The following is a 22110-nucleotide window of genomic DNA, read 5'->3' as shown; positions in this document are numbered from 1 at the left end:
GTAGCTTCTTGGCCATTCTCTTTTGCTCCATTTTGAGATACTGCTGAAATGTCCTCCGCCGCTTTAGCAAGCTGAGGGCTCTCTTCTTTTTTCTCCTCCTGAGAATGCACAACAGACTCAGCTGCCTGACTTGTCACTGGTTCAGCAGTCACTTCTTCCTCAACGGGCTTTTCCTCCACAGGCTTTTCTGCAGCAACCAGCACCGTTGTTTCCTCGGCATAAACTGGATTCGCTCCCGCCACACTTGCTCCAAATAAGAGGAAGCAAGTCCCAATAACTATCGAGCAAACACCAATAGAAAACTTTCTTATGCTATAAACTCTCTTTCGATTCCAATGATCCTTTCCCATAGGATCCTCCTTCTTTTTCTTTAGTAAACGCTTCCATTTTTCAAGGAAACGCTTTACTTTTTATAATCGTTTCCCTCCTATTTTATAAAACAAGATAGCTTATCTCAATAAGCCAAGAAGCATTTTTATATTTTTGAGCGTTTTTCCTAAAATTAGGAGAAAAATAAACTTTATCGAACATTCCTACAAAAAAGATGAGTCATTATAACCCATCCTTTTCCTATAGATTTATCATGTAAATAATCGCTCTTAGAGTTTAGCCAAGTATTCCTGCACAAGTTTGATGTCGTCTTCCTTGCCACCTCGGTCAATATCGCAGATGTGCGGCAGCCCATATTTTTCGATAATCAAAGCTGTCGCCCCGCGAAAGGTCCGACCATGCTTAACCGAATCTCCATTATTGACAAAACCTTTAATCAGGCTTGAGTGTTTCTTGATGAAGCGTTTGCTTGACCAAGGAATTTTCCCAGCACCTGCATTTCGCGTGATCAGAATACAAGGCTCTTCCAACTTTTCCTTGATGCTTTGTGTCGGATAGCCCAGCGATTCTGCAAATTGCTTCCCAACACCCGTAACTGAATCATAAACTATAATCATTTCCTCTCCCTACTTTCTCAAAAGAAGCACTGCCAGAAAAGCAACAAAGCCTACAACAGCCACATCCGATATCAGTTGTAAGAGAATTGCCAAATCAGGCATACTGTGAATATAGAGCAAAATACTGATCACCGTCAAGGCCAAGACTGCCAGCTTGACAGCTACCGCCACGCCTGGCATTACAAGCAATCCAAGCAAGATACAAAGGAGGCCACCAATCAGAAAAGACTGAAAGCCTAAACTTAGGCCAAAGCCAAATTCCACCCCACCATAACCAAGGGTCAAAATATCAATCACAACTAGGCAAACTCCCAAAATAGTCCTTCCACTCAACACCATTCCACCTTGTTTCATCATTATTTCCTCACTTCCCTATTTGAATGAATAGATTTTAATATTCATTCACGCCTTTTCAAAAAAATTTTTTCCAATTCACTTCCACATGAGATTCTATATCACACAAATCCACCTCCTTTATTGAATGAATACTTTTATAAATTCATTCACATTATCTTCTAAGAAAAGAAAATTTTTATTTAGCAAAAATTCCCTTTAAAAAATATTTCACCAAGGTCTCGATACTCTCAAAATAGCCTGGAAAATCCTGTTCTGTCACATGCATGTCAATGTAGTAGATCAAATCATAAGCCTTCATGATTTGGGCGACTTCCTCTTGAGAAAAGCCCTTCTCTTGCAAGCGCTGGCTGAAAGTCTGAATCAGAAACTTATGAAAGGCATTGGCCGCGCGGCCAGCATCTTGATTATAGTAGTCGTGCAAGATCTGAGAAATGCCGGGCTTGTTCCACTCAGCCAGAATTTTATTGGGTGAAATCAATTCAAAAGTGACTGCAAAAAGCTGCTCAACGACTGCTTCAGGCTCACCCTGCCAATCCACGCGCTGCATGGTTTCCTCACGTATGCGGTTATTTTCAGCTACATAAACCTCTAAAAAAATAGCTTCCTTGGACTCATAATACTTATAAAAGGAGCCAACAGCCATGCGGGCACGCTTGGTAATATCTGAAATATTTGTCTTTTTATAGCCTTTCTCAGCAAACACCTGCCTAGCCTCAGCCAATAATTCAGCTTTTTTGTCCATGACTCTCTCCTGCCCTGAATGAATTTTATTTTCTGTTCATTCATATTATAACACTTAAAAAATCTTTGTCAAGAAAGGCGGAAATCGAACTTTGAAAGGAAGACGGCAGTTTGAGATAATAGCTCCTTTGTTAAATAAAAAAACAAGCAAGGTCTCGTTAAACTTGCTTGCGTCTTGGATACATTAGTGTTTTCTACGATTTTTCAAGGCCTCGTTGATTTTCTTGGTTTTGATCATCGAATCGATAGAAACAAGAAACCAAACCAAGAGGTAAATCAAAATAAAGTTTAGCCAGAAGAACCAGCCGAAAAGCATACTTCCCCAGTCATTGCAGATCATGGCCAAACAAACGATAGTTGCAGTCACTACAAAGTGGCAGAAAAGTAGGAAAGGAAACGGAAAGCGATCTGTCGCATCAAAAATATAGCTTGCTACTCCGATTAAGGCGCTGACAAGGAGGACACTGAGAATAGAGCTAGGAGTCAACGAAAATGTTTTTCCCGAGAACAGGCCTACCAGCAGAAAGACCAAGCTACCTGTTCTCAGACCATCCTGCATACCGATAAGAATTTTTTTAAAGGTCATAATTTTTCTCCTAAATTCCCAAATAGTCCATAAGCAGCTTGACATAGCGGCGACTGACATCGGTTTTGAGCTGATTGGTCAGCTTGGCAGTCATATTACCCGAGAAGCTATCCGACAAGGATTCCAGATGATCGATGTTAATGACTGCATGCCGCGACACCTGAATGAAATTGCGACTATTGAGACGATTTTGAAAACGAGTCAGCGTTTCTGTCGTTGTGTAAACGCCCTCGGTACTGTAAATCATCAGGGTTGTCTGATTAATATCGGCCAGGATAATGTCTTCCGTCTTGAGCATGACCAGCTTATCATCCGACTTAATAGGCAGGACACCACTTGGTCCAGCCTTGAAGTTTTCCAAATAATCTAGGACAGCCTTGGCCTCACCAACCAACTGATCCGCTTTCACGACGACCAGCGGGTCTTGGGAAGAAATCTGAGTATCTTCTTCAAATCTTGTCTGCAAACCTAAGCCTCCTACTTTCTTTACTTGAAGCTCATCCGTCGATTCAGCAGCCAATTTTGACCTAGCCAGAACAGGGCCGCTACCGTGAGCACTACTCCAACTATATAGTATGTTTCTTGGCTTGTCAAGAGCTTTTGCCATTCGATACGGATACCTAGGAGATTCTCAAATTCTTGCTGGAGCTGGCTCTGATCCGCAAAAACTTCTGTCAGAGAATCCTTCATCAGGACTTGTCTGAAGAGGGAAGCCATGTAGGTTGAGGGAGTCACTTTCATGAGATTTTGGGCAAGGCTGGGCAAAGTCCCAATCGGAATATAGGTTCCCACTAGAAAACCAGAGGTGGCACCGATGACCGTTGCGTATTGCCCCAAGGAATTCACCGATTTGAAATAAGGAACAACTAGCGCATTGAGGAGACTTGCTAGCAGGCTATTGAGCATCATGAGGCAGATCAGCTGGGGAAGCAGCTCCCAGTCAAAGGAAATCTTGTCCGCTAGGATAAAGTAGGTCAGCATGACGGCAAACATGAAGACTTGCATGACAAAGCCAATCACAAAGGCACTGATTAAGTAGCTAAATCGCAAGCCCCATTGCCCTAAATCTGTGATAAAGAGGTCGGCAGTCACCTTTCTTTCTCGGTCCTCAGTTTGTTGTGAAAAAGCTGATAGGGTAGTTGTCAAGGCGGTGACAGCTAGTGTTCCGCTAATTAACCAGAAGTCGAGCAACTCCGTCGCATGGCTACTGTCTGACCAAGAGCCTTTCATGTTGTTCTTTAGAAAAACCAGATATAAAACAAAGGGAATAATGGCGCCAAAGAGAGATAGAATCACCCCACTATGATTGCGGAAATAGAGTAAAAAATTTCGTTTGATCAACATTAACATTTAGCGTACCTCTCTTCCTGTCAGTGCCATAAAGGCATCGTCCATCGTCCCTGCTTGAAATTCAAATTGTTCAATATAGGAGCCAATCTGGCTCAGCAAATCCAATGCTTCCTTCGTCGTCTCAGGATAAAAGAAAAACTCATTCTCCTTGCCTTGCTCCCATTCACAGCTAGTCAGCAAAGCAGCCTTCAAGTCCTCTGAATCTGAGGTCAAAATTCGCAAAACATTGCGGGCATAGCGCTCCTTGATCTGATCAGCAGAGCCTTGCGCAATGACTTGACCATGATCTACGGTGTAAATCTTATCCGCATCATCGGCTTCATTGAGATAGTGGGTAGTCAGGACTACGGTCATGTTTTCCTTCTGCTGCAAGTCTTTGAGCAGCTTCCAGATGCTTTCTCTGGTCTGGATATCCAAGCCCGTCGTCGGCTCATCCAGAAAAAGCAAGTCGGGGCTATTGAGCAAGGCTCGCGCAATGTCTACCCGTCGCTTTTGTCCGCCAGAAAGTGTCCCGTAGCGCTGTTTGGCAAAGCTAGTCAGCCCCAGCTGCTCGATTAATTTCTCAATCTTACCAGTCTCCACCTGCTTGTACTGCTTGGCACGGATTTGCAGATTTTCAACTACTGTCAAATTGGCATCTAGCACACTGTTTTGAAAGACCACACCCAGCTTGGTTTGTTCTGCATAAGTGATTTGTCCTGATGTCGGCTGCAAGAGTCCAATCAACATCTGAATCGTTGTCGACTTACCCGCTCCATTAGGCCCTAGAATTGCTGTAAAACTACCTCTCTCAATCTGAATATCGAGACCATTGACAGCCACCTTGTCTCCATAAACTTTGGTTAGATTTTTCGTTTCTACTAACATGATTTTCCTCCTGTCTTAACTTCTGAGACTATGATAACAAGTCTTTTTTGAAAAATCTCGGCTTTTTGGACAAGCGGTAAAATGAGGGAGATGAATGGTAAAATTCCAGACATCAAAAAATCCCCGACCAAAGGTCAGGGAAACTTATTAGCGGGCGACAATCTTGCGGTAACTGCGGGAAGTTAGTAAGAATACTAAAATATAGGTCAGGAGGAAGACGCCGCAAGTTGCAAGTGTTGTCTGGATTAAGAGAGGAAGATTGGTCACACCCAATAGGGCAACAATCAAGCGCAGCATATGAAAGACTGCTGCTATATGTAGAAAAGCAAAGATGAGAGGTAGGAAGAAAACAGTCAAAATCTGCTTGCGAATGGTACTTCTAGTCTGCTTTTCATCTAGGCCGACCTTTTGCAAGATGATAAAGCCATCACGGTCTTCATAGCCTTCAGAGATTTGCTTGTAGTAAATCACGAGAACAGCTCCTAGGAGGAAGATAACGGAGAGGAAGACACCAATGAAGAGTAAGGTTCCAGTAAGTTCCTGATAGCTCTTTTCTGCGCTATGACGGTCACTGGCCATTGCGTAGCTACCATCTTGGGCCTGTTCCTGATCCAAAGTATCTCTCAACGCCAGCTGGACTTGCTCGACAAACTTTTTACTGCCTTTAGTATCTGAAGCAATTCCAATGTAATAGTAATGAGCCACATTGAGACCAACCGCTTTACTATCATTGACTACCATATAGAGCCCCTGCTCCATGGCCACATCGTTTGGATTAGGGATTTTCCCATGCGTGAAATTCGACGGTAAAATCTGCTTAATCTTCCAGTCCTTGCCATTCACTCGGAGAGGCTGGTCCTTATTTAGGGAAACATTTTTTCCATAGACAAGAGTTTCATCGTCTGCCAAATCTATCTTTTTCCCTGTCATTTTTTCATAATCCTGACGATTGATGACCGTAATCGTGCCCGCAGACTTGGTCAAGATACTTGGATCCGAATCCAGCTCGCCTTGCATTGGAACAGTGATATCATTTCCAGCCAGTTTCATGATGAAGGCCGATTGGTAGAGATAGGTAGTATAGCTTGGCTTCTTCAGCCCTGTTTCCTGAGCGACTTGCTGGACCTTGTCCAACAGTGTTTCAGTCTGATCAGTTGATGTCGGCAGGACGACGCTGACATTATAATCCTTTGGATGCAAGGTGGTAATATAATCCTGACCTCCAACATAGATATTGATTGTACCAACCAGAGTCACGAGGAGCATGGTAGATAGAATGGAGATAGTTGCCAAGCCCGCTGCATTTTTACGCATCCGCGAGATGAGATTGGAAACAGAAATGAAATTCTGCGTTTTGTAGTAGTAGCCTTTTCGCTTTTTGAGAAATTGCAATAGTGTAATCGAACCTGCATTAAAAAGAAGATAAGTTGCTAGGATAACCATAATCACGGCTATAAAGAAATTGCCGATAGCAGCGACAGGTTTGGTAACGGTCAAAGCCATGTAATAAGCCACACCCATGAGCAAGAGCCCCAGCAAGGTTTGCAGCAAAAGGAAGCGTCCCTTCTTCTCGCCTGCTTTCTTTTCTTTCATCAGATTAAGAGAGCTATAGCGTAGAAGACGCAGAGAATTGAGCAACAATATCACCGCAAAAGCGACACCTAGACTGGCCAGTGTCATCCAAACATTCTGCCATTGGAAGGTCGAGGCAAGAACTGCCGGCATTCCCATCAATTTCAAAAGGACTGCGTAAAGCATCTTGTCCAAAGCTAAGCCAGACAAGACCCCCAGACCGACCGTGCCCAGATAAAAGACACAGAGTTCAAAGAAGGTCATGACTAGCAGGTGGCGCTTTTCCATCCCCAGCACGCTATAAACACCGAGCTCCCGTGAGCGGTTCTTCATGACAAAGCTATTAGCATAAGTAATGAGGATGAGCACTGCAATCTGAATGACATGGATACCAAACTGCAAGGTCATGCGAGCTGCTGTACCACCATAAGAGGTCTCCATATTGGGGCTATGAGCCAGTGAGACAAAACTATACAAAATCGCTGTTGCCAGTACCGTCGCCAAAGCAAACGGATAATACAAACTGCGATTTTTGATCAGATTTGACAAGGCCAGTTTACTCGTTAGTTTGAACATAATCGCCCACCTCACTTGCCATGACCGTCAATGTATCGGAAATCTCTTGGAACATCTGCCGCTCGGTCTTGTTGCCACGGAAGATTTGATTGTAAAGAATTCCATCCTTGATAAAGAGCACCCGCTTGGCCCGACTGGCAGCTGAAGTCGAGTGAGTCACCATGAGAATGGTCTGGCCACGGTCATTGATATCGTCAAAGACATCCAAAAGAGCAGCTGAAGACTTGGAATCCAAGGCTCCCGTCGGCTCATCCGCCAGCAAAATCTCAGGCTCTGTGATGATGGCACGGGCTACTGCAACCCGTTGCTTCTGACCACCAGAAATTTCATAAGGGAACTTCTCTTGAAGTTTGTTAATTCCCAGCTCATTGCAGGTCGTAACAAGTTTTTTCATCATTTCGGTAATGGAACGGCGAGAGAGAACCAGAGGCAAGAGAATGTTATCCTTGACCGATAGGGTATCCAGCAGATTAAAATCTTGAAATACAAAGCCTAATTTCTCCCGACGGAAGCTGGAAGCTTGGCTATTTTTGATGGTTGCCGTGTCAGTTCCATTAAGGAAAACACGGCCTTCGGTCGGCTTGTCCAGCATAGCTAAGATGTTAAGCAGAGTGGACTTCCCAGAGCCTGATTCTCCCATGATAGCGACATATTCGCCTTTCTCTACTGTAAAGTGAATGTCCTTCAGCGCCTCCACTTGGCTGCCCTGAAAGCGGGTTTTATAAATCTTTTTCACGTGTTGTACATCTAATAAGGTCATCATGATCTCCTTTTCTATAATTCCATTTTAATACAGAAACAGCTTTATTTCCATATTTTACTAATTTTTAAATGCCAATATTTTTATCTCTGCACCAGATAAGCAATCAGTGCGATAATCCAGAGATGGGCTGGATAGAATATATAGAAGAAATACTTGCCCCACTTGCCATTATAGCCTCGCTCGCCATTGTAGAGATGGAGGAAGGGCAAGACGGTAATAAAGGCCCAGTCTGAATTGTAGAGCATCATCGAAATGGTGGCTCCCATGGTTGGGTAGATTTCAATGCTCAGACAAAAGAGCAGAAAGGCCAAGACAATGTAAGAAAGAGTTCTGAGGACAGGCTGATTGCGGAAGATATAGCTAAGCAGCATAAAGGGAATGATGGTCATCCCACCTTCTGTCAAAAGGACTCCTGCTAAACCAACCAATACCGCCCCACCAAGCCGCAAATAGCGCTTCTCATCCTTAGGAGCTCCGCTATTGTTTGAAAATCCAAATACAAGATTGAGCACCAGAAGGCCACAGGCCAGAGTAAGAAAAATATTATTGCCAAGATAAATTCCCTTGCCTTGGAACAACAGCGTCAAGATGCTATTGCCCAGCTGCATGATAGCCGCCCAGATAAACAAGCGTGCATTGTAGGCCAAGCGGTTGCGCGTATGCAGAAAACCCTCTACTGCGCTAAAGGCAAACCAAGCGCCTACGCAACGGGTCAGCAGGTGAAAAATCCCGTCCCAGCCTGTTGGTAATAGGCCCGGAATCTTATTAATATGATCAAAAATCATTAAAAAGGCCATGAAGAGCTTGAGTTGGAAAGCGTTCAATCCTCTTGTTTTCATTTCGTATCTCCTTGTCTTCTTTATACATCTATCTTACAAAAAAAGAAAGGTCGGTACCATAACCTAACCTTTCAATTTCACTTGCCAATCTTACAAACTTGTAAGATTGGCCTATTCAAATATCATTTTTTTCTCAGAAAAGCGAATCATGACAGTCGTTCCCTGTCCGACCTGCGAAGCGATGCTAATCTGGTGCCCCAGCTCATCTGCGATTTTCTTGGACAGATAAAGTCCTAAGCCAGACGACTGCTGGGTCAGGCGACCATTATAGCCCGAAAAACCTCGCTCGAAAACGCGTAGTAAATCCGCATCTTGAATGCCCAGACCGCTGTCTTTGATATAAAGCCTATCCTCCTGAAAATAAATCTCAATCCCGCCTTGACTGGTGTATTTCAGACTGTTCGACAGCACTTGCTCCAAAATAACGACGAACCACTTCCTATCTGTGATGATGGTTCGGTCCAGATCACGCAGATTGAGGCTCAAGCCCTTTTGGATAAAGAAAATCGCATACTTCTTGACAATCTCCTTGACCAAGTCTTCAACATTTTCCTTTTTCAAGACCAAATCCTCGTGAAAACTCTCCAAACGAAGGTACTGCAAAACGATATTCACATAGGACTCAATCTTAAAGAGCTCTTGCTCCAGCTGGTTCTTGACCTTCTTGTCCTCAATCTCTCCGACCAGCAATGAACTAGCCACAATAGGCGTCTTGATCTGATGAGCCCAGAGCGTATAATAGTCCATCAAGTCATTTAACTTCTCCCTCTCCTCAATCGCACGGTTCTTCTTATCCATTTCCAAAAGAGCCAGTTTCTCAGAAAGGAGAGCCTCTAAGGCTGTCTGAGGCCGACCTGAGGCGTAGAAGAGCTGGTTGCGGTATTCCTTATAGGCGCTAGCTAAGTCCATTCCCAAGAAAAAGCTAGCGAGGAGAAAGGCTAAGAGCAACTGATACTCTAGCAGACTGCGTCCGTCTTCGAAAATAAAGGCAAACATCCCCATAATCGAAAATACAATCAGCAAGAGCGACAAAATGAAGCGACGGGAGTACAGATGATGCTTCAAAAAGAAAATTTTATCCTGCATGTCCATTGGTTAAACCGTATCCTATCCCTTTTTTCGTCTCAATGAAATGCTTCAGACCGTGCTCCTCCAGCTTCTTACGCAGGCGGGCAACGTTGACGGACAAGGTATTGTCATCGATAAAGAAATCACTGTTCCAGAGCTCCTTCATCAAGTCATCACGCGCCACGATACTACCGGAATGCTCAAAGAGCACCCGCAAGATCTGAAATTCATTCTTGGTCAGCGTCACAAGCTCGCCCTCATAAACCAAATCCATGGATTTAAGGTTTAAAATCACGCCCTGATATTCCAAAAGGCTTTGATCCGTTCCAAACTCGTATGAACGTCGCAGCAGGCTTTGAACTTTTGCCAGAAAGACATTATTGTCAAAGGGCTTGGTCACATAGTCATCTGCGCCCATATTGATAGCCATGACGATATCCATGGACTGGTCGCGCGAAGACAGAAACATAATGGGCACCGTCGAAATCTTCCGAATTTCCTGACACCAATGGTAGCCGTTAAAGAGGGGCAGGCCAATATCCATCAGCACCAGTTGGGGCTCCTCCTTGACAAAGGTCGTCAACACCTGCATGAAGTCTTCAATCGCCACAACCTGATAGCCCCACTGCTCCAGCATTTTTTTGATCATTTGACGGATGACCGCATCATCCTCGATCAGTAAAATCTTGTGCATTCCATTTCCTCACTCATTTTTCTTACTGCTATTATATCAAATTCTCCCTTAAATCACAGAGACTTTTTTAGTTTGAAATTCATTTTGTTTTCAGAAAATTTCAAGAAATAATTCAAGAAGTGTTGACAAAAGTAGAGTAAAAAGATAAAATAACACTACATTCAGAATTGTCTGAAAATTCATTTTTTATAATAAGGAGATTATTATGCTAGAACAAACTCAGACATCTACCTGGCAGTCTAAACTAAAAGCTCTAGGTCCTGGGATCCTCATGGCCTCTGCTGCTGTTGGTGGCTCTCACATTGTTTCCTCTGCCCAAGCAGGCGCCAAGTATGGCTGGGCTTTGATGGGACTGGTCATCTTGGCCAACCTCTTCAAATATCCCTTCTTTCGCTTCGGTGCTGAGTATACCTTAGAAACTGGTCACAGCTTAGTTGAAGGCTATGCCCAAAAAGGAAAAGTCTACTTAGGCATCTTCTTCGTTTTAAATGTATTCTCCGCCTTGGTCAATACAGCAGGGGTCGGGATTCTCTGTGCTGCCATTATCGCCAGCGCCTTTCCAAATGCCCTTGGACTCAGTATTACTCAATGGTCTCTGATCCTCATCATCCTGATCTGGGCAATGCTACTCTTTGGTGGCTATAAATTCCTTGATGGCCTTGCCAAATGGATCATGTCTGCTCTAACCTTTGCAACCGTTATTGCGGTCATCGTTGCTATTATCAAGCATCCTGAGTACGGAGCAGACTTCGTTGAAAAGACACCTTGGCAGATGGCTGCCTTACCTTTCATCGTTTCTCTGATGGGCTGGATGCCAGCTCCAATCGAGATTTCAGCAATCAACTCCCTCTGGACTGCTGAGAAAGGAAAATCTGTCAACATCTCTGTCACGGACGGACTTTTTGACTTTAACGTTGGGTATATCGGTACGGCCATTCTGGCCATCTTCTTCGTCGCTATGGGAGCTCTCGTCCAGTATCCAACTGGTCAACCAGTTCAAGATGCTGGCGCTGCCTACATCCAGCAATTCGTTGGGATGTACGCATCTGTCCTTGGTGATTGGACACGGATTCTGATTACTTTCATTGCCTTTCTCTGTATCTTCGGTACTGTTATTACCGTTATTGATGGCTATTCTCGTGTAAACGCTGAATCTCTACGCCTCCTTCTCAATGAAGAGAAGACTTCTCAGAAAACTCTACATATCTGGATGACAGCTACAGCCATTATCGGTGGCATTATCATCTACTTCTTCCAAGGTAGTGTGGCCCTCATGCTTCGTTTTGCCATGATTGCTTCCTTCCTGACTACTCCATTTTTTGCCCTCCTAAACTACCTCCTCGTTACGAGCGAGAATAAACATCTGGGTAAATGGCTAAAAGGTCTTTCCATCCTTGGTTTGATCTTCCTCTTTGGCTTCGCTTTATTCTTTATCTACGCCATCCTCATCGGTAAAGCTTACTAGATCAAAAGAGCTGGAAATACTGAAGAATATCTTCAGGTTTCCGCTCTTTTCTTTTCCCTTTCTAACAATTTGCCTCTACTTATGCTATACTGTAAGAAGATAGAATATGGAGATCGATATGGGAATAATTTTTGATTACCTAGACCAAGTAGCTTACGACAGTATCTACGACACCCCCTTTAATGAACTGGATATGCTGATGCTGACGGAAATAATGTATCTGCCTTTTGACCAGATTGTGCCTAATCAGATGTCCCCTGATTGTACTTGCCGCTTGTTTGAAGCTGCTGAAAAGGTGCCTCAGGATTTATCCATGTTGGTGACTAAAAATCGGCTGAAACTTTTAGAAAAAGCAGCCAGCTCCACCCGCTTTAAAAATATCAAACTCATGGGCTATGTCAATGACATTGACCCGGATGTTCAAAAGCAGTTTGCAGCTATGATTTTCAAAATCAAGCCCGATAGCTATGTCCTGACTTTCCGCGGAACCGATGATTCCATTATCGGCTGGAAAGAGGACTTCCACATGACCTATATGGATCAGGTCCCAGCTCAAAAAACGGCAGTCAATTATCTGCGAAAAGCCATGGATGCTCTAGCTGGTCAGTTCATCCTGACTGGTCACTCAAAGGGTGGAAATCTAGCCTCCTACGCTGCTAGTCAGATTGAGCTAGAATTTCAAGAGCGGATTCAGAGTATTTACAGCTATGATGCCCCTGGACTGAATCATTCAGTTATCACCAGTCAAGGCTACCAGACTATTTCAGACAAGATAAAGCGCTACATTCCGCAGGGCTCTATCGTCGGAATGATGCTCGAAACGCCCAAGCAGGCTCAGATTGTCAAAAGTACAGCTATCGGCGGTCTGGCCCAGCACGATACCTTCACTTGGCAGATTAGTGACCAGACTTTTGTCCTACTGGACAACCTCAATCCAGATAGCCTTCAAGTAGATAAAACTCTGAAAAACTGGGTTGACAGCGTTTCTGATGAGGAATTAAAAGACTTTTTCGATCTCTTTTTTGGCCTAATCCTAGATGCTGGCATCACCTCCATCAATGATCTAGCCAAACTTGAAAATGTCAACAAAATCCTGACTGTTTTTGAAAATGCCAATGCCCTCACAGACCCTGAGCGGGAAATGCTGACGCGGCTTGCCAAACTACTGGTAGACATGCGCTACCAGTCTTGGAAGGACGACATCAACCTGCTGAATCCTAGCAAACTTGTCCAAGAGGTCAAGGAAAATCTATCCGAATTCACTAAGAATCTTCCTTTCACAAGCAACGATTCCGCTCAAACAGATGAACCCAATGAGCAATAAGCTATAAATACAGCACTTGGCAACTCTCTAACATAAAAGAAAAACAGGTATAGTATCACTACTATACCTGCTTTTTATGTTACTCAGAAGCCTTATTAATCAAATTTCCAAGCTCTTTTATACTTTTTTCCTCATTCGATAAATCGTATAAAAAGACTTTTACAACTATTTTCTTTATATGCTCATTTTTCTGACCTTCTTGGATGTAAGAAGGAAAACTTGCCAACTTGACTTCTTTATGCTTAGGATAAATTAAAATAATATCTTCAACATCATATTTATATGCATAAGCATACATTTGATACATATCTGATTGACTGATTCCATAATTTTCACTCGAATCGCTTATCAGCTTTTTCCATTTGGTGTCTAGAACAATAGATTTATTGTTATCTCGCTTAATTCCATCGTGATCTTGTTCAGACATAATAATATCTGGTTTCAATCCAAATTTTTTCGGAATATCAAATAAATATTTACTTCGTTTCTGAGTTTCTACCTTCCATTCAGAGCACTTAGTTTTCAACTGCTTAGCTATGTATGCCTCAAAGATCTTTTCCATAGGAAACAGTAAAGCATTGACACTTTGAGTCCCTTGAAAAGTTGAAAAGCTCTTATTCTTCAGAAAAACTTCTGACCAATGTATTAAGTTTTGATAGAACTGAGCATTACGATCTTTTTTCACTAGAGAAAAATCCTTATCAATATTTGTTGACTGATTAACCATTTCAAATTCAGCCAACAAACGTTTTGCTAATAATTGATTTTTTCCATTTGATGAAATCTTATTCAATTTGAGAAGCGTTGTTTTTATCAAACGATTTTCAGGACGATTGATATGAAACTCATCATATGCCATATAAAATCTATCTTTGCGGACAATATTTTGCTTGATATGCTGGTTAACTAGCAACTTCCCCTTGAAAAAAGGAAGATTCCCCTTCAAAGTAACATAATCGGACTTTAATCCTTTTTTCAACAACTCTTGGACTTCATTCAAATACATCTGAATAAAAACTTCATAAATTGGTAACTTAGAATCATTGAGCTGGGCATTTTTAAAACTCTTTCCCTTAAATTCTTTCAAACTAGCTAACATTTTAAGAAATAGCTTTCGTAATTTACAATCATCACCAATATCGACCTTAGGCAAAATCTCAATTTGAACTTTATTATCAATGTTAATAACGCCTACATAATTTCGAGGTTTGATAACTTTGACTCCTTTATGAGATGAAATCCTCAAAAAGTCTGACAATCGTTCCTCAAGATCATCACCAGAATTTTCTTCAATGAAATTCTCAAATAAGTTGAAATTAATTTCTCCTAAATCTTCTTTTTTTATTCCTTGAAATTCTCTAACTGTCAGAATCTTTGGTTTCATCTGCCTCTCCCGAATTTGAAGCACCACCATAGATAGTCATGTAATTATCTGGTGTTTGGAATGCTTTCTCATTAATTTGATAGGTAGGATTTAAATCAATATCTGGACTATTTTTAAATAGTTCGTCATTACTTTTGACTGAAATAAATTTACTAGCATCTGTATTTTGGGGATCAATTCCTAAAACAAGCATAATTTTTTCGTAATCTTCATAGAAATATTCTTGAAGTAATGGAATAATTTTATTTTTAAAGATAGATGCTAATTTATCGAGAGTTGCTTTTTCCTTATTCTTAAGTGGCATAAAGAAGGCATGCCCTAATGTATGCTCTCTATCATAAAGAACTTCAATACGTTGGTTCATCGTTTCAAGCATTTCTTTTACATTAACATTGGCGATGACTATATCAGTCAACAATTCTTCTTCAGGCATCATTTCAATAAATTCAAAACGACGTCGAAGAGCTGTATCCATGAGAGCGATAGAACGGTCTGCTGTATTCATGGTTCCTAGAATGTATACATTTTTTGGCACAGAAAATTCTTCTTGAGAATACGGAAGAGTCACTGACATTGCCTCATCCTCTCCACTACGCTTCGAATCCTCAATCAAAGTAATAAGTTCTCCAAAAATTTTAGAAATATTCCCACGGTTGATTTCATCAATAATGAAAACGTATTTATTACTCTCATCACTAGCAGCCTTATTACAAAACTTTTTAAAAACACCATCTGAAATTTTGTAGCCAAGCTCATTTTTCTCACTAATAGCTCCTAAAACTGGCTTAATCCCCTCAATGAACTCTTCATAACCGTAAGACTGGTGGAAAGTTGTAAATGTGATTCGACCAGACGTTTTTAAGTCGTTAAATCTTTCAACATAGTTCTCGAACTTCTTAGAACCATCTTGGTTGAAATCTTCATCAACCGTATCAACTGCATATTTGATAGAATTGTAAGTTTTACCAGTTCCTGGAGGACCATAAAGGATTGTGTTGACTGATGATAGACATTTCTCATGATTATAAGTTATTATCTGTTCGTTTTCTGACATATTTTTTTCCTCCTCTCCATTGTCTAAATTATCCAAGTTTTTCAAAAATTGCTTAATATCATTTAGATTTTTAGTCTTATTTTCATCTGTCATACTAAAAAAATAAGACTTACCACTTTTATTTTCAAAATAAAAATTCGATTCCTGTTTTTTAATATTATTAATAAATTGATTTACTTGTTTAGTTGTAACAATCATATATGTACGATTACTAACGATCTCAGTATTAAAAATCACGATAACTATGTAGTTAGCTAATTCTGCATACTCTTTTATAGCTTCTGAAGTAAATAGAGCGAAACGAATAAGCGGTAGATGTTTCTTTAGTTTTTCACGAGAAATACTTATATAATATGATTTTGATAGCTTATTTTCTGATCGCTTATAATTTGAAATCTTTGATTTTTCGTCAGAAATTTTTATTTCTTTATCTTGCAATAAATTTCTAAAGTCTTTCTTTAAATCCTCAATAATACCTTCAGTATCCAAAATATTTTCTCCTTTTTCCAAAACCTCCCAAACTTTCCGTCTGGGAGGTTATTCCTATGTTCTATTTTTTACCAAATAGTAAGCCAACTCTCAGTAGAGTTCGTTACCCAATCAAACTTCCATTTGGGACTTTTTCGTCCACGGTAAGGAGAGTCAGTTGGTCGCCGTGCTCGGCTGAGAGAATCATACCTTGACTGATACGGCCCATCATTTTGCGCGGTTTGAGATTGGCTACGATTTGGACTTTCTTACCGACCAGTTCTTGCTCATTTGGATAGTATTTAGCAATACCAGAGAGGATTTGGCGATCCTCACCGTCTCCTGCATCCAAGCGGAACTGAAGCAGCTTATCAGAGCCTTCAACTTTAGAAACCTCTTTGACTTCTGCGACACGGATTTCTACCTTATCAAAGTCGTCAAACTTGATAGCACCACGGTTGAGTTTGAGCTCGACTTCTTCTGGATTCCATTCCTTTTCAACAGCAGGTTTGTTGCCTTCCATTTGTTCTTTGATATAGGCAATTTCTTCTTCCATATCTAGACGAGGGAAGATTGGTGTCCCTTTTTCTACAACTGTCAGACCTGCTGGGAGCTGGTCAATTGCTAGGTTTTCTAGCGAAACTGCTTGAGGCAAGCCCAATTGACTGAGGACAGCCTTGCTGGTTTCCATCATGAAAGGTGCGATCAAGTGCGCCACAACACGAAGACTCGCTGCCAAGTGGCTCATGACTGCTGCCAGTTCTTTGACCTTGGCTTCATCCTTAGCCAGAACCCAAGGAGCTGTTTCATCGATGTATTTATTGGTGCGGGAGATGAGCGTCCAGACTGCTTCCAGCGCGCGTGGGTAGTCCACTGCATCCATGTGTTTGTAGTAGTCAGCGATAGACTCAGCTGCCACCTGAGCCAGAGCCCCATCAAAGTTCGTCACATTTTCTTCGTAGACTGGCACCTGACCGTCAAAGTACTTGTTAATCATGGAAACAGTACGGTTGAGGAGATTTCCAAGGTCATTGGCCAATTCATAGTTGATACGACCTACGTAGTCCTCAGGAGTGAAAGTTCCATCGGATCCAACCGGAAGACTGCGCATGAGGTAATAGCGTAATGCATCCAAACCATAGCGTTCTACCAGCATTTCAGGATAGACCACATTGCCCTTAGACTTAGACATTTTGCCATCTTTCATGACAAACCAGCCATGAGCAATCAAGCGGTCAGGCAGCTTAATATCCAGCATCATGAGCAGGATTGGCCAGTAGATAGAGTGGAAACGCAGAATGTCCTTGCCCACCATGTGGAAGACTGTTCCATTCCAGAATTTATCGTAGTTAGCATGGTCTTCCTGACCGTAGCCAAGGGCTGTCGCATAGTTGAGAAGGGCATCAATCCAAACGTAGACAACGTGTTTTGGATTGGATGGTACTGGAACTCCCCAAGTAAAGGTTGTCCGAGATACGGCTAGGTCTTCCAAACCTGGCTCAATGAAGTTTCTCAGCATTTCATTGAGGCGACCATCAGGAGTGATGAAGTCAGGATGAGATTTGAAAAATTCTACCAAGCGGTCTTGGTACTTGCTGAGGCGCAGGAAGTAAGACTCTTCTGATACCCACTCCACTTCATGTCCAGACGGCGCGATTCCGCCAGTTACATTTCCAGCTTCGTCACGGAAAACTTCGGCCAACTGGCTTTCTGTGAAGAATTCCTCATCAGATACAGAATACCAGCCTGAATATTCACCCAAGTAGATATCATCTTGGGCCAAGAGTTTTTCAAAAACATCAGCCACAACCTTTTCATGGTAGTCATCGGTCGTTCGGATAAATTTATCGTAAGAAATATCCAAGAGCTGCCAGAGCTCCTTAACGCCAACCGCCATGCCATCGACATAGGCTTGTGGGCTGATCCCAGCTTCCTCAGCTTTTTGCTGGATTTTTTGACCGTGCTCATCAAGACCAGTCAGATAGAAAACATCATGGCCCATGAGGCGCTTGTAGCGAGCCAAAACATCACAGGCAATGGTCGTATAGGCAGACCCAATGTGGAGCTTGCCAGACGGGTAGTAAATAGGTGTCGTAATATAAAACGGTTGTTTTGTAGTCATTTTTTAATCCTTTCAAGGCTAATGAAACCTTTTTTGATAACACTTCATTATATCATATTTCCAAGCGATTGAAAGAGGGGACTTCTCCATCCTCTAGCCTTTTTATAGCCTTACAATCACTTTGCTATAAATCAACTCTATCTTTTGGTATAATAAACTCAGGAAATTTCTACTAGAAAAGGACATTTTATGAAACTAATTTCTTGGAACATTGACTCTCTCAACGCTGCCTTAACCAGTGATTCTGCCCGCGCTCAGCTCTCTCAGGCTGTCCTTCAGACCTTGCAAGCAGAAAATGCGGATATCATCGCTATTCAGGAAACAAAGCTATCTGCTAAAGGTCCGACTAAAAAACACCTTGAAATTTTAGAAGAACTCTTCCCAGGCTATGAAAACACTTGGCGTTCGTCTCAAGAGCCAGCTCGCAAGGGCTATGCTGGAACCATGTTCCTCTACAAAAAAGAACTAACACCCATCGTGACCTTCCCAGAAATCGGCGCTCCATCAACCATGGATGTCGAAGGCCGCATTATTACGCTGGAGTTTGACAATTTCTTCGTCACTCAGGTCTACACACCTAATGCTGGCGATGGTCTCAAACGCTTGGAAGAACGTCAGGTCTGGGATGTCAAATACGCTGAATACTTGGCATCACTGGATGAACAAAAACCAGTCCTCGCAACTGGTGATTATAATGTAGCCCACAAGGAAATCGACTTGGCTAATCCTGCCAGCAACCGCCGTTCACCAGGCTTTACCGACGAAGAGCGTGCTGGTTTCACCAACCTGCTGGCTAAAGGCTTTACCGATACCTTCCGCCACTTGCACGGCGATATCCCTAACCAATACACTTGGTGGGCGCAACGCAGCAAGACTTCTAAAATCAACAACACAGGCTGGAGAATCGACTACTGGCTGACCAGCAATCGCGTGGCTGACAAAGTAACCAAGTCTGCTATAATTGACTCTGGTGCACGTCAAGACCATACACCGATTGTCATGGAAATTGAGCTTTAAGGAGGAAGACGATGGACTATCAGCCTGTCATTCCCGAATTTCTAGTATCTGACATCGAACAGTCGCGCCATTTCTACTGCGACTTACTGGGCTTCTCTATCGAATACGAGCGTCCCGAGGAGAAATTTCTCTTCCTCTCGCTTGAAGACTGCCAGCTCATGTTAGAAGAAGGCAGCGCCGAAGAATTAGCCCAACTGACCTATCCTTTCGGGCGTGGTGTCAATATTTCCTTTGGCATTAAGGATGTCCCCCAGCTCTACCAAAAACTGCTGAAAGCTGACTACCCCATCCATCGTCCCCTGACGAAAAGAGAATTTCGCGTAGGAGATAGCTTTATTTATCCTCATGAATTTGCAATTTTGGATCCAGATGGATATTTCCTACGATTTAGTGAATAAGAAAAAGGAGGCTGCTAGCCTCTTTTTTTGAGGTTGGGACAAAAGTCCTAGCCTCTCAATTGTCTTTGGATTGTCGAGCAAGACGCAGTGGTTGAGTGGGCTCTACTAGGCTGATTTCATCAGCTTTTACAGCCCTACTCAACTGTGCGGAGGTGGGACGACGAAATCGAATTCTAACGAATTACCGATTTCTGTCCCACTCTCTATTTACAAGTAAATTTCTCAAATCTATCTATACTATCAGAGGGGATTTTTTAGTGGAAAGCGTCCAAAATTCTGCTCCGTCAGTACAGGGTTGCCCAGCTGATAAACCTTGTCAGCTTGCTGGGTCAGACTATCCCATGGCTCTTTTCCGATTCGACTGACGAGTTCAACCTTTTCCTTAAGCTTGGACAAATGCTGGCGCCCCTGCTCGGAAAAGCCTAAGATATGAACACCTGACGGAAGTTCTTCTTGCCTAGCTCCGACCAGGATATAGGTCAACAATCGCCGAACCCGAGCCTTGGTATAGCGCTTGGTCGCTACCTGCTCGACCAGCTCTTCTATGGTCTCACTGCTTTTTAGAGCCTCCCTAATCCGAACAGTCAACTCCTGATTGACCTGATAAAAATCCGTCAGATCCGGACTTGTCATTATCTGGTAACGGAGATAAGGAAAGAGATCCGACCAGGTCACCTTGGGAGCCGTCTCGAGCAAATGATGGGCTGGAGTGAATTTTTTCAGAAAGTCTGGCTGTTCCAGATTCTGACGAAGGGCTGTGGCTGAGGCGAATTCCTCATCAGCTGACAAGGAATGGTAGCCAGCTCCCTGACGTTGAATCGAGCACAGTTTTATATCCTTTCCCGCCACAGCCTTGGCATAAGCCAAGCCCAAGATATGATTGGGAGTAGAGCCTGAGAAATTGAGCCCTGCAAACTCCTGCCACATGGCCTGTGTCTTCTGAGGATAGGATAGGGAGTCAGGCAAGCCAGCCAGATAAGCCTCCATCTGCTCTGCCTTTTCACCATAGACCCTCGAAATACTCTCGTAGTCCAGCACTTCCTCAGTCCCAAAAGTCAGCTGTTCGACTCCTAGCCTCTCTAAGATGTCTACTGCCCCCTGAGCGAAAAAGTCCGCCGCCTGAACACTGACCAAGAAAGGCAACTCAAGGACCAAATCCGCTCCAGCTTCTAAAGCCATCTGCGCCCGAGTCCACTTGTCCACGATAGCCGGCTCCCCTCGCTGAACAAAATTGCCACTCATAGCGATAATTTTCAGACCAGAAGCCTGCTCCAGCAGGTATTTATGCCCATTATGAAAAGGATTAAACTCTGCGATAATACCAGTGATTGTCATCTCATTTCTCCGCCACAAAGAACCAGCGAGCGCTCTTGTCGGTCGGCTCCTTGTCCTCAAAGTCCGCGTAAACCTTGACATTCTTAAAGCCAGCCTGCTCCAGCAAGATATCGTAGGTCAGAATCTCATAGGTCCGCTCCTCATGTACCTCATCATGGCGCGTGAAACGCCCATCCTCGTCTTGGACAAAGAAGGTCAGCTCATGCACGATAGAATGAGGCGGCTCGTCCGCATAAGAATCCCAGACCATGGCAAAGGTTTCAGCATTTTCATGATAAGAATAGTCTGGAAAAACCTCATCAATCTGGTAAATCGAGTGCACGTCAAAGATAAAGCGGCCGCCCTCATTTAGATGTTGATAAACCTCAGTAAATACCTGACCGACATCGACTTCGTCCTCCATATAGCAAATCGAGTCCGAATAACAAGTCACCAAATCAAACTGACCGACGCCACTCAAATCCAGCATATTGCCCTGGATAAAGGGAATGTCCAAACCGGCCTCTCTGCTGCGCTTCTCTGCCAAATCCAGCATTTCCTGACTCAGATCCAACCCCGTCACATCAAATCCAGCCTTCTTAAAATAAATGGACTGAATGCCCGTGCCACAAGCCAGCTCCAGCAGCTTTTTCTTATCCTTGGGAAAATGGCGCAGGCTGAACTCCGTCCACTTCTCATACAAAGAATCATCCATAATCGCATCGTAAACCGATGCGAAGGTTTCATAAGTTGCCATACGTTTCCTTTCAAAAATAGCCCAGCCAGCAGGCTGACTGAGCCGAATTCTGCTTTCTGCCTAAGGGCAAAAAATCACTTGTTTTTTTCTTCTAATAAGGCCGCAACATCCACACCAGTTGCTTCGTGCCAGAGCTTTTCAAGGTTGTAATGCGCTCGCATTTCCTCAGAAAAGACATGGACGACCACGGCACCCAGGTCCAAGAGAACCCAACCACCAGCTGCGTCACCCTCAACATGGCCAGCAGAAACACTAGCCTCAGCAGCTTTCTCACGGATATTTTCAGCTACTGCATCCAGCTGACGGCTATTCATCGAGCTAACGATGACAAAATAATCTGTCACAGTAGTCAGGCCTTGCAAGTCCAATACTACAATATCTTCTGCACGCTTTTCATCGGCCGCCTTCACGACCAGTTCCAATAATTCTTGTTCTTTCATAGTTCCT

22 protein-coding genes and 1 pseudogene are annotated in these 22110 nt (G+C 43.0%); 4 read left to right on the top strand and 19 right to left on the bottom strand.

Annotation, left to right across the window (positions count from 1 at the left end):
* Positions 1-151: 151 nt before the first annotated feature.
* From FXF62_RS10995 to FXF62_RS05135, 13 genes and pseudogenes are all read right to left on the bottom strand, one after another.
* Positions 152-350: pseudogene (locus FXF62_RS10995) on the bottom strand (YSIRK-type signal peptide-containing protein); the annotation flags it as partial.
* Positions 351-599: 249 nt separating this feature from the next.
* Positions 600-947 (bottom strand): class Ib ribonucleoside-diphosphate reductase assembly flavoprotein NrdI, encoded by a 348-nt coding sequence (locus FXF62_RS05195; RefSeq protein ID WP_149517917.1) that lies wholly within the window; start codon positions 945-947, stop codon positions 600-602.
* A 9-nt stretch (positions 948-956) separates the two neighbouring features.
* On the bottom strand, positions 957-1304 hold the full coding sequence (locus FXF62_RS05190) for a hypothetical protein (RefSeq protein ID WP_187984237.1): 348 nt from the start codon (positions 1302-1304) through the stop codon (positions 957-959).
* Positions 1305-1479: 175 nt separating this feature from the next.
* A complete protein-coding gene (locus FXF62_RS05185) occupies positions 1480-2046 on the bottom strand; it encodes a TetR/AcrR family transcriptional regulator (protein ID WP_037615370.1) in 567 nt (188 codons plus the stop codon).
* Positions 2047-2229: 183 nt separating this feature from the next.
* Positions 2230-2631, bottom strand: a complete 402-nt coding sequence (locus FXF62_RS05180) for a DUF3021 domain-containing protein (RefSeq protein ID WP_149517916.1) — start codon at positions 2629-2631, stop codon at positions 2230-2232.
* Between the two features lie 10 nt (positions 2632-2641).
* A complete protein-coding gene (locus FXF62_RS05175; protein WP_125406086.1) occupies positions 2642-3097 on the bottom strand; it encodes a LytTR family DNA-binding domain-containing protein in 456 nt (151 codons plus the stop codon).
* Between the two features lie 20 nt (positions 3098-3117).
* Positions 3118-3981 (bottom strand): ABC transporter permease, encoded by an 864-nt coding sequence (locus tag FXF62_RS05170; protein WP_149517915.1) that lies wholly within the window; start codon positions 3979-3981, stop codon positions 3118-3120.
* Positions 3982-4848, bottom strand: a complete 867-nt coding sequence (locus tag FXF62_RS05165) for an ABC transporter ATP-binding protein (RefSeq protein WP_149517914.1) — start codon at positions 4846-4848, stop codon at positions 3982-3984. It lies immediately after the preceding gene.
* Between the two features lie 147 nt (positions 4849-4995).
* Positions 4996-6996, bottom strand: coding sequence for an ABC transporter permease (locus FXF62_RS05155; RefSeq protein ID WP_149517913.1), 2001 nt, complete (start codon positions 6994-6996; stop codon positions 4996-4998).
* Positions 6977-7756, bottom strand: a complete 780-nt coding sequence (locus FXF62_RS05150) for an ABC transporter ATP-binding protein (protein ID WP_149517955.1) — start codon at positions 7754-7756, stop codon at positions 6977-6979. Before FXF62_RS05150 ends, FXF62_RS05155 begins: the two co-directional genes overlap by 20 nt.
* A gap of 83 nt (positions 7757-7839) precedes the next feature.
* On the bottom strand, positions 7840-8598 hold the full coding sequence (locus tag FXF62_RS05145; RefSeq protein WP_149517912.1) for a TraX family protein: 759 nt from the start codon (positions 8596-8598) through the stop codon (positions 7840-7842).
* A gap of 111 nt (positions 8599-8709) precedes the next feature.
* Positions 8710-9690 carry a sensor histidine kinase gene (locus FXF62_RS05140; RefSeq protein ID WP_149517911.1) on the bottom strand — a complete coding sequence of 327 codons (981 nt, stop codon included), beginning with the start codon at positions 9688-9690 and terminating at the stop codon, positions 8710-8712.
* Positions 9674-10360, bottom strand: a complete 687-nt coding sequence (locus FXF62_RS05135) for a response regulator transcription factor (RefSeq protein ID WP_149517910.1) — start codon at positions 10358-10360, stop codon at positions 9674-9676. The genes FXF62_RS05140 and FXF62_RS05135 overlap by 17 nt, the downstream gene beginning before the upstream one ends.
* 205 nt (positions 10361-10565) lie before the next feature.
* Between FXF62_RS05135 and FXF62_RS05130 the strand changes: the two genes are divergently transcribed.
* Entirely contained in the window at positions 10566-11825 is a 1260-nt protein-coding gene (locus FXF62_RS05130) for an NRAMP family divalent metal transporter (protein ID WP_149517909.1), read from the top strand.
* A gap of 118 nt (positions 11826-11943) precedes the next feature.
* Positions 11944-13149, top strand: coding sequence for a DUF2974 domain-containing protein (locus FXF62_RS05125; RefSeq protein WP_149517908.1), 1206 nt, complete (start codon positions 11944-11946; stop codon positions 13147-13149).
* Between the two features lie 79 nt (positions 13150-13228).
* Here FXF62_RS05125 and FXF62_RS05120 read toward each other — a convergent pair whose 3' ends face one another.
* The 3 genes from FXF62_RS05120 to metG all read right to left on the bottom strand — a co-directional run bounded on the left by FXF62_RS05120 (position 13229) and on the right by metG (position 18177).
* Entirely contained in the window at positions 13229-14533 is a 1305-nt protein-coding gene (locus FXF62_RS05120; RefSeq protein ID WP_149517907.1) for an McrC family protein, read from the bottom strand.
* Positions 14508-16076, bottom strand: coding sequence for an McrB family protein (locus FXF62_RS05115; RefSeq protein WP_262881594.1), 1569 nt, complete (start codon positions 16074-16076; stop codon positions 14508-14510). Before FXF62_RS05115 ends, FXF62_RS05120 begins: the two co-directional genes overlap by 26 nt.
* A 103-nt stretch (positions 16077-16179) precedes the next feature.
* Positions 16180-18177, bottom strand: coding sequence for a methionine--tRNA ligase (gene metG, locus FXF62_RS05110; protein WP_149517906.1), 1998 nt, complete (start codon positions 18175-18177; stop codon positions 16180-16182).
* A gap of 189 nt (positions 18178-18366) precedes the next feature.
* On the opposite strand from metG, the gene FXF62_RS05105 reads away from it, so the two are divergent.
* Positions 18367-19194, top strand: coding sequence for an exodeoxyribonuclease III (locus tag FXF62_RS05105; protein WP_149517905.1), 828 nt, complete (start codon positions 18367-18369; stop codon positions 19192-19194).
* An 11-nt stretch (positions 19195-19205) separates the two neighbouring features.
* Positions 19206-19592, top strand: coding sequence for a bleomycin resistance protein (locus tag FXF62_RS05100; RefSeq protein WP_149517904.1), 387 nt, complete (start codon positions 19206-19208; stop codon positions 19590-19592).
* 240 nt (positions 19593-19832) lie between these two features.
* Here FXF62_RS05100 and FXF62_RS05090 read toward each other — a convergent pair whose 3' ends face one another.
* From FXF62_RS05090 to rsfS, 3 genes are all read right to left on the bottom strand, one after another.
* The gene (locus FXF62_RS05090) at positions 19833-20927 is read right to left on the bottom strand and encodes a nucleotidyltransferase (protein WP_149517903.1); all 1095 of its coding nucleotides are present in this window, start codon (positions 20925-20927) and stop codon (positions 19833-19835) included.
* Between the two features lies 1 nt (position 20928).
* Positions 20929-21663: a class I SAM-dependent DNA methyltransferase gene (locus FXF62_RS05085; protein ID WP_149517902.1), complete on the bottom strand. Its 735-nt coding sequence runs from the start codon at positions 21661-21663 to the stop codon at positions 20929-20931.
* 74 nt (positions 21664-21737) lie between these two features.
* Positions 21738-22103, bottom strand: a complete 366-nt coding sequence (rsfS, locus tag FXF62_RS05080; protein WP_149517901.1) for a ribosome silencing factor — start codon at positions 22101-22103, stop codon at positions 21738-21740.
* Positions 22104-22110: the final 7 nt, after the last annotated feature.

It is taken from the genome of Streptococcus cristatus, from assembly GCF_008369405.1.
Classification (GTDB): domain Bacteria; phylum Bacillota; class Bacilli; order Lactobacillales; family Streptococcaceae; genus Streptococcus; species Streptococcus cristatus_G.
This window is presented reverse-complemented; position numbering and strand designations above follow the sequence as displayed.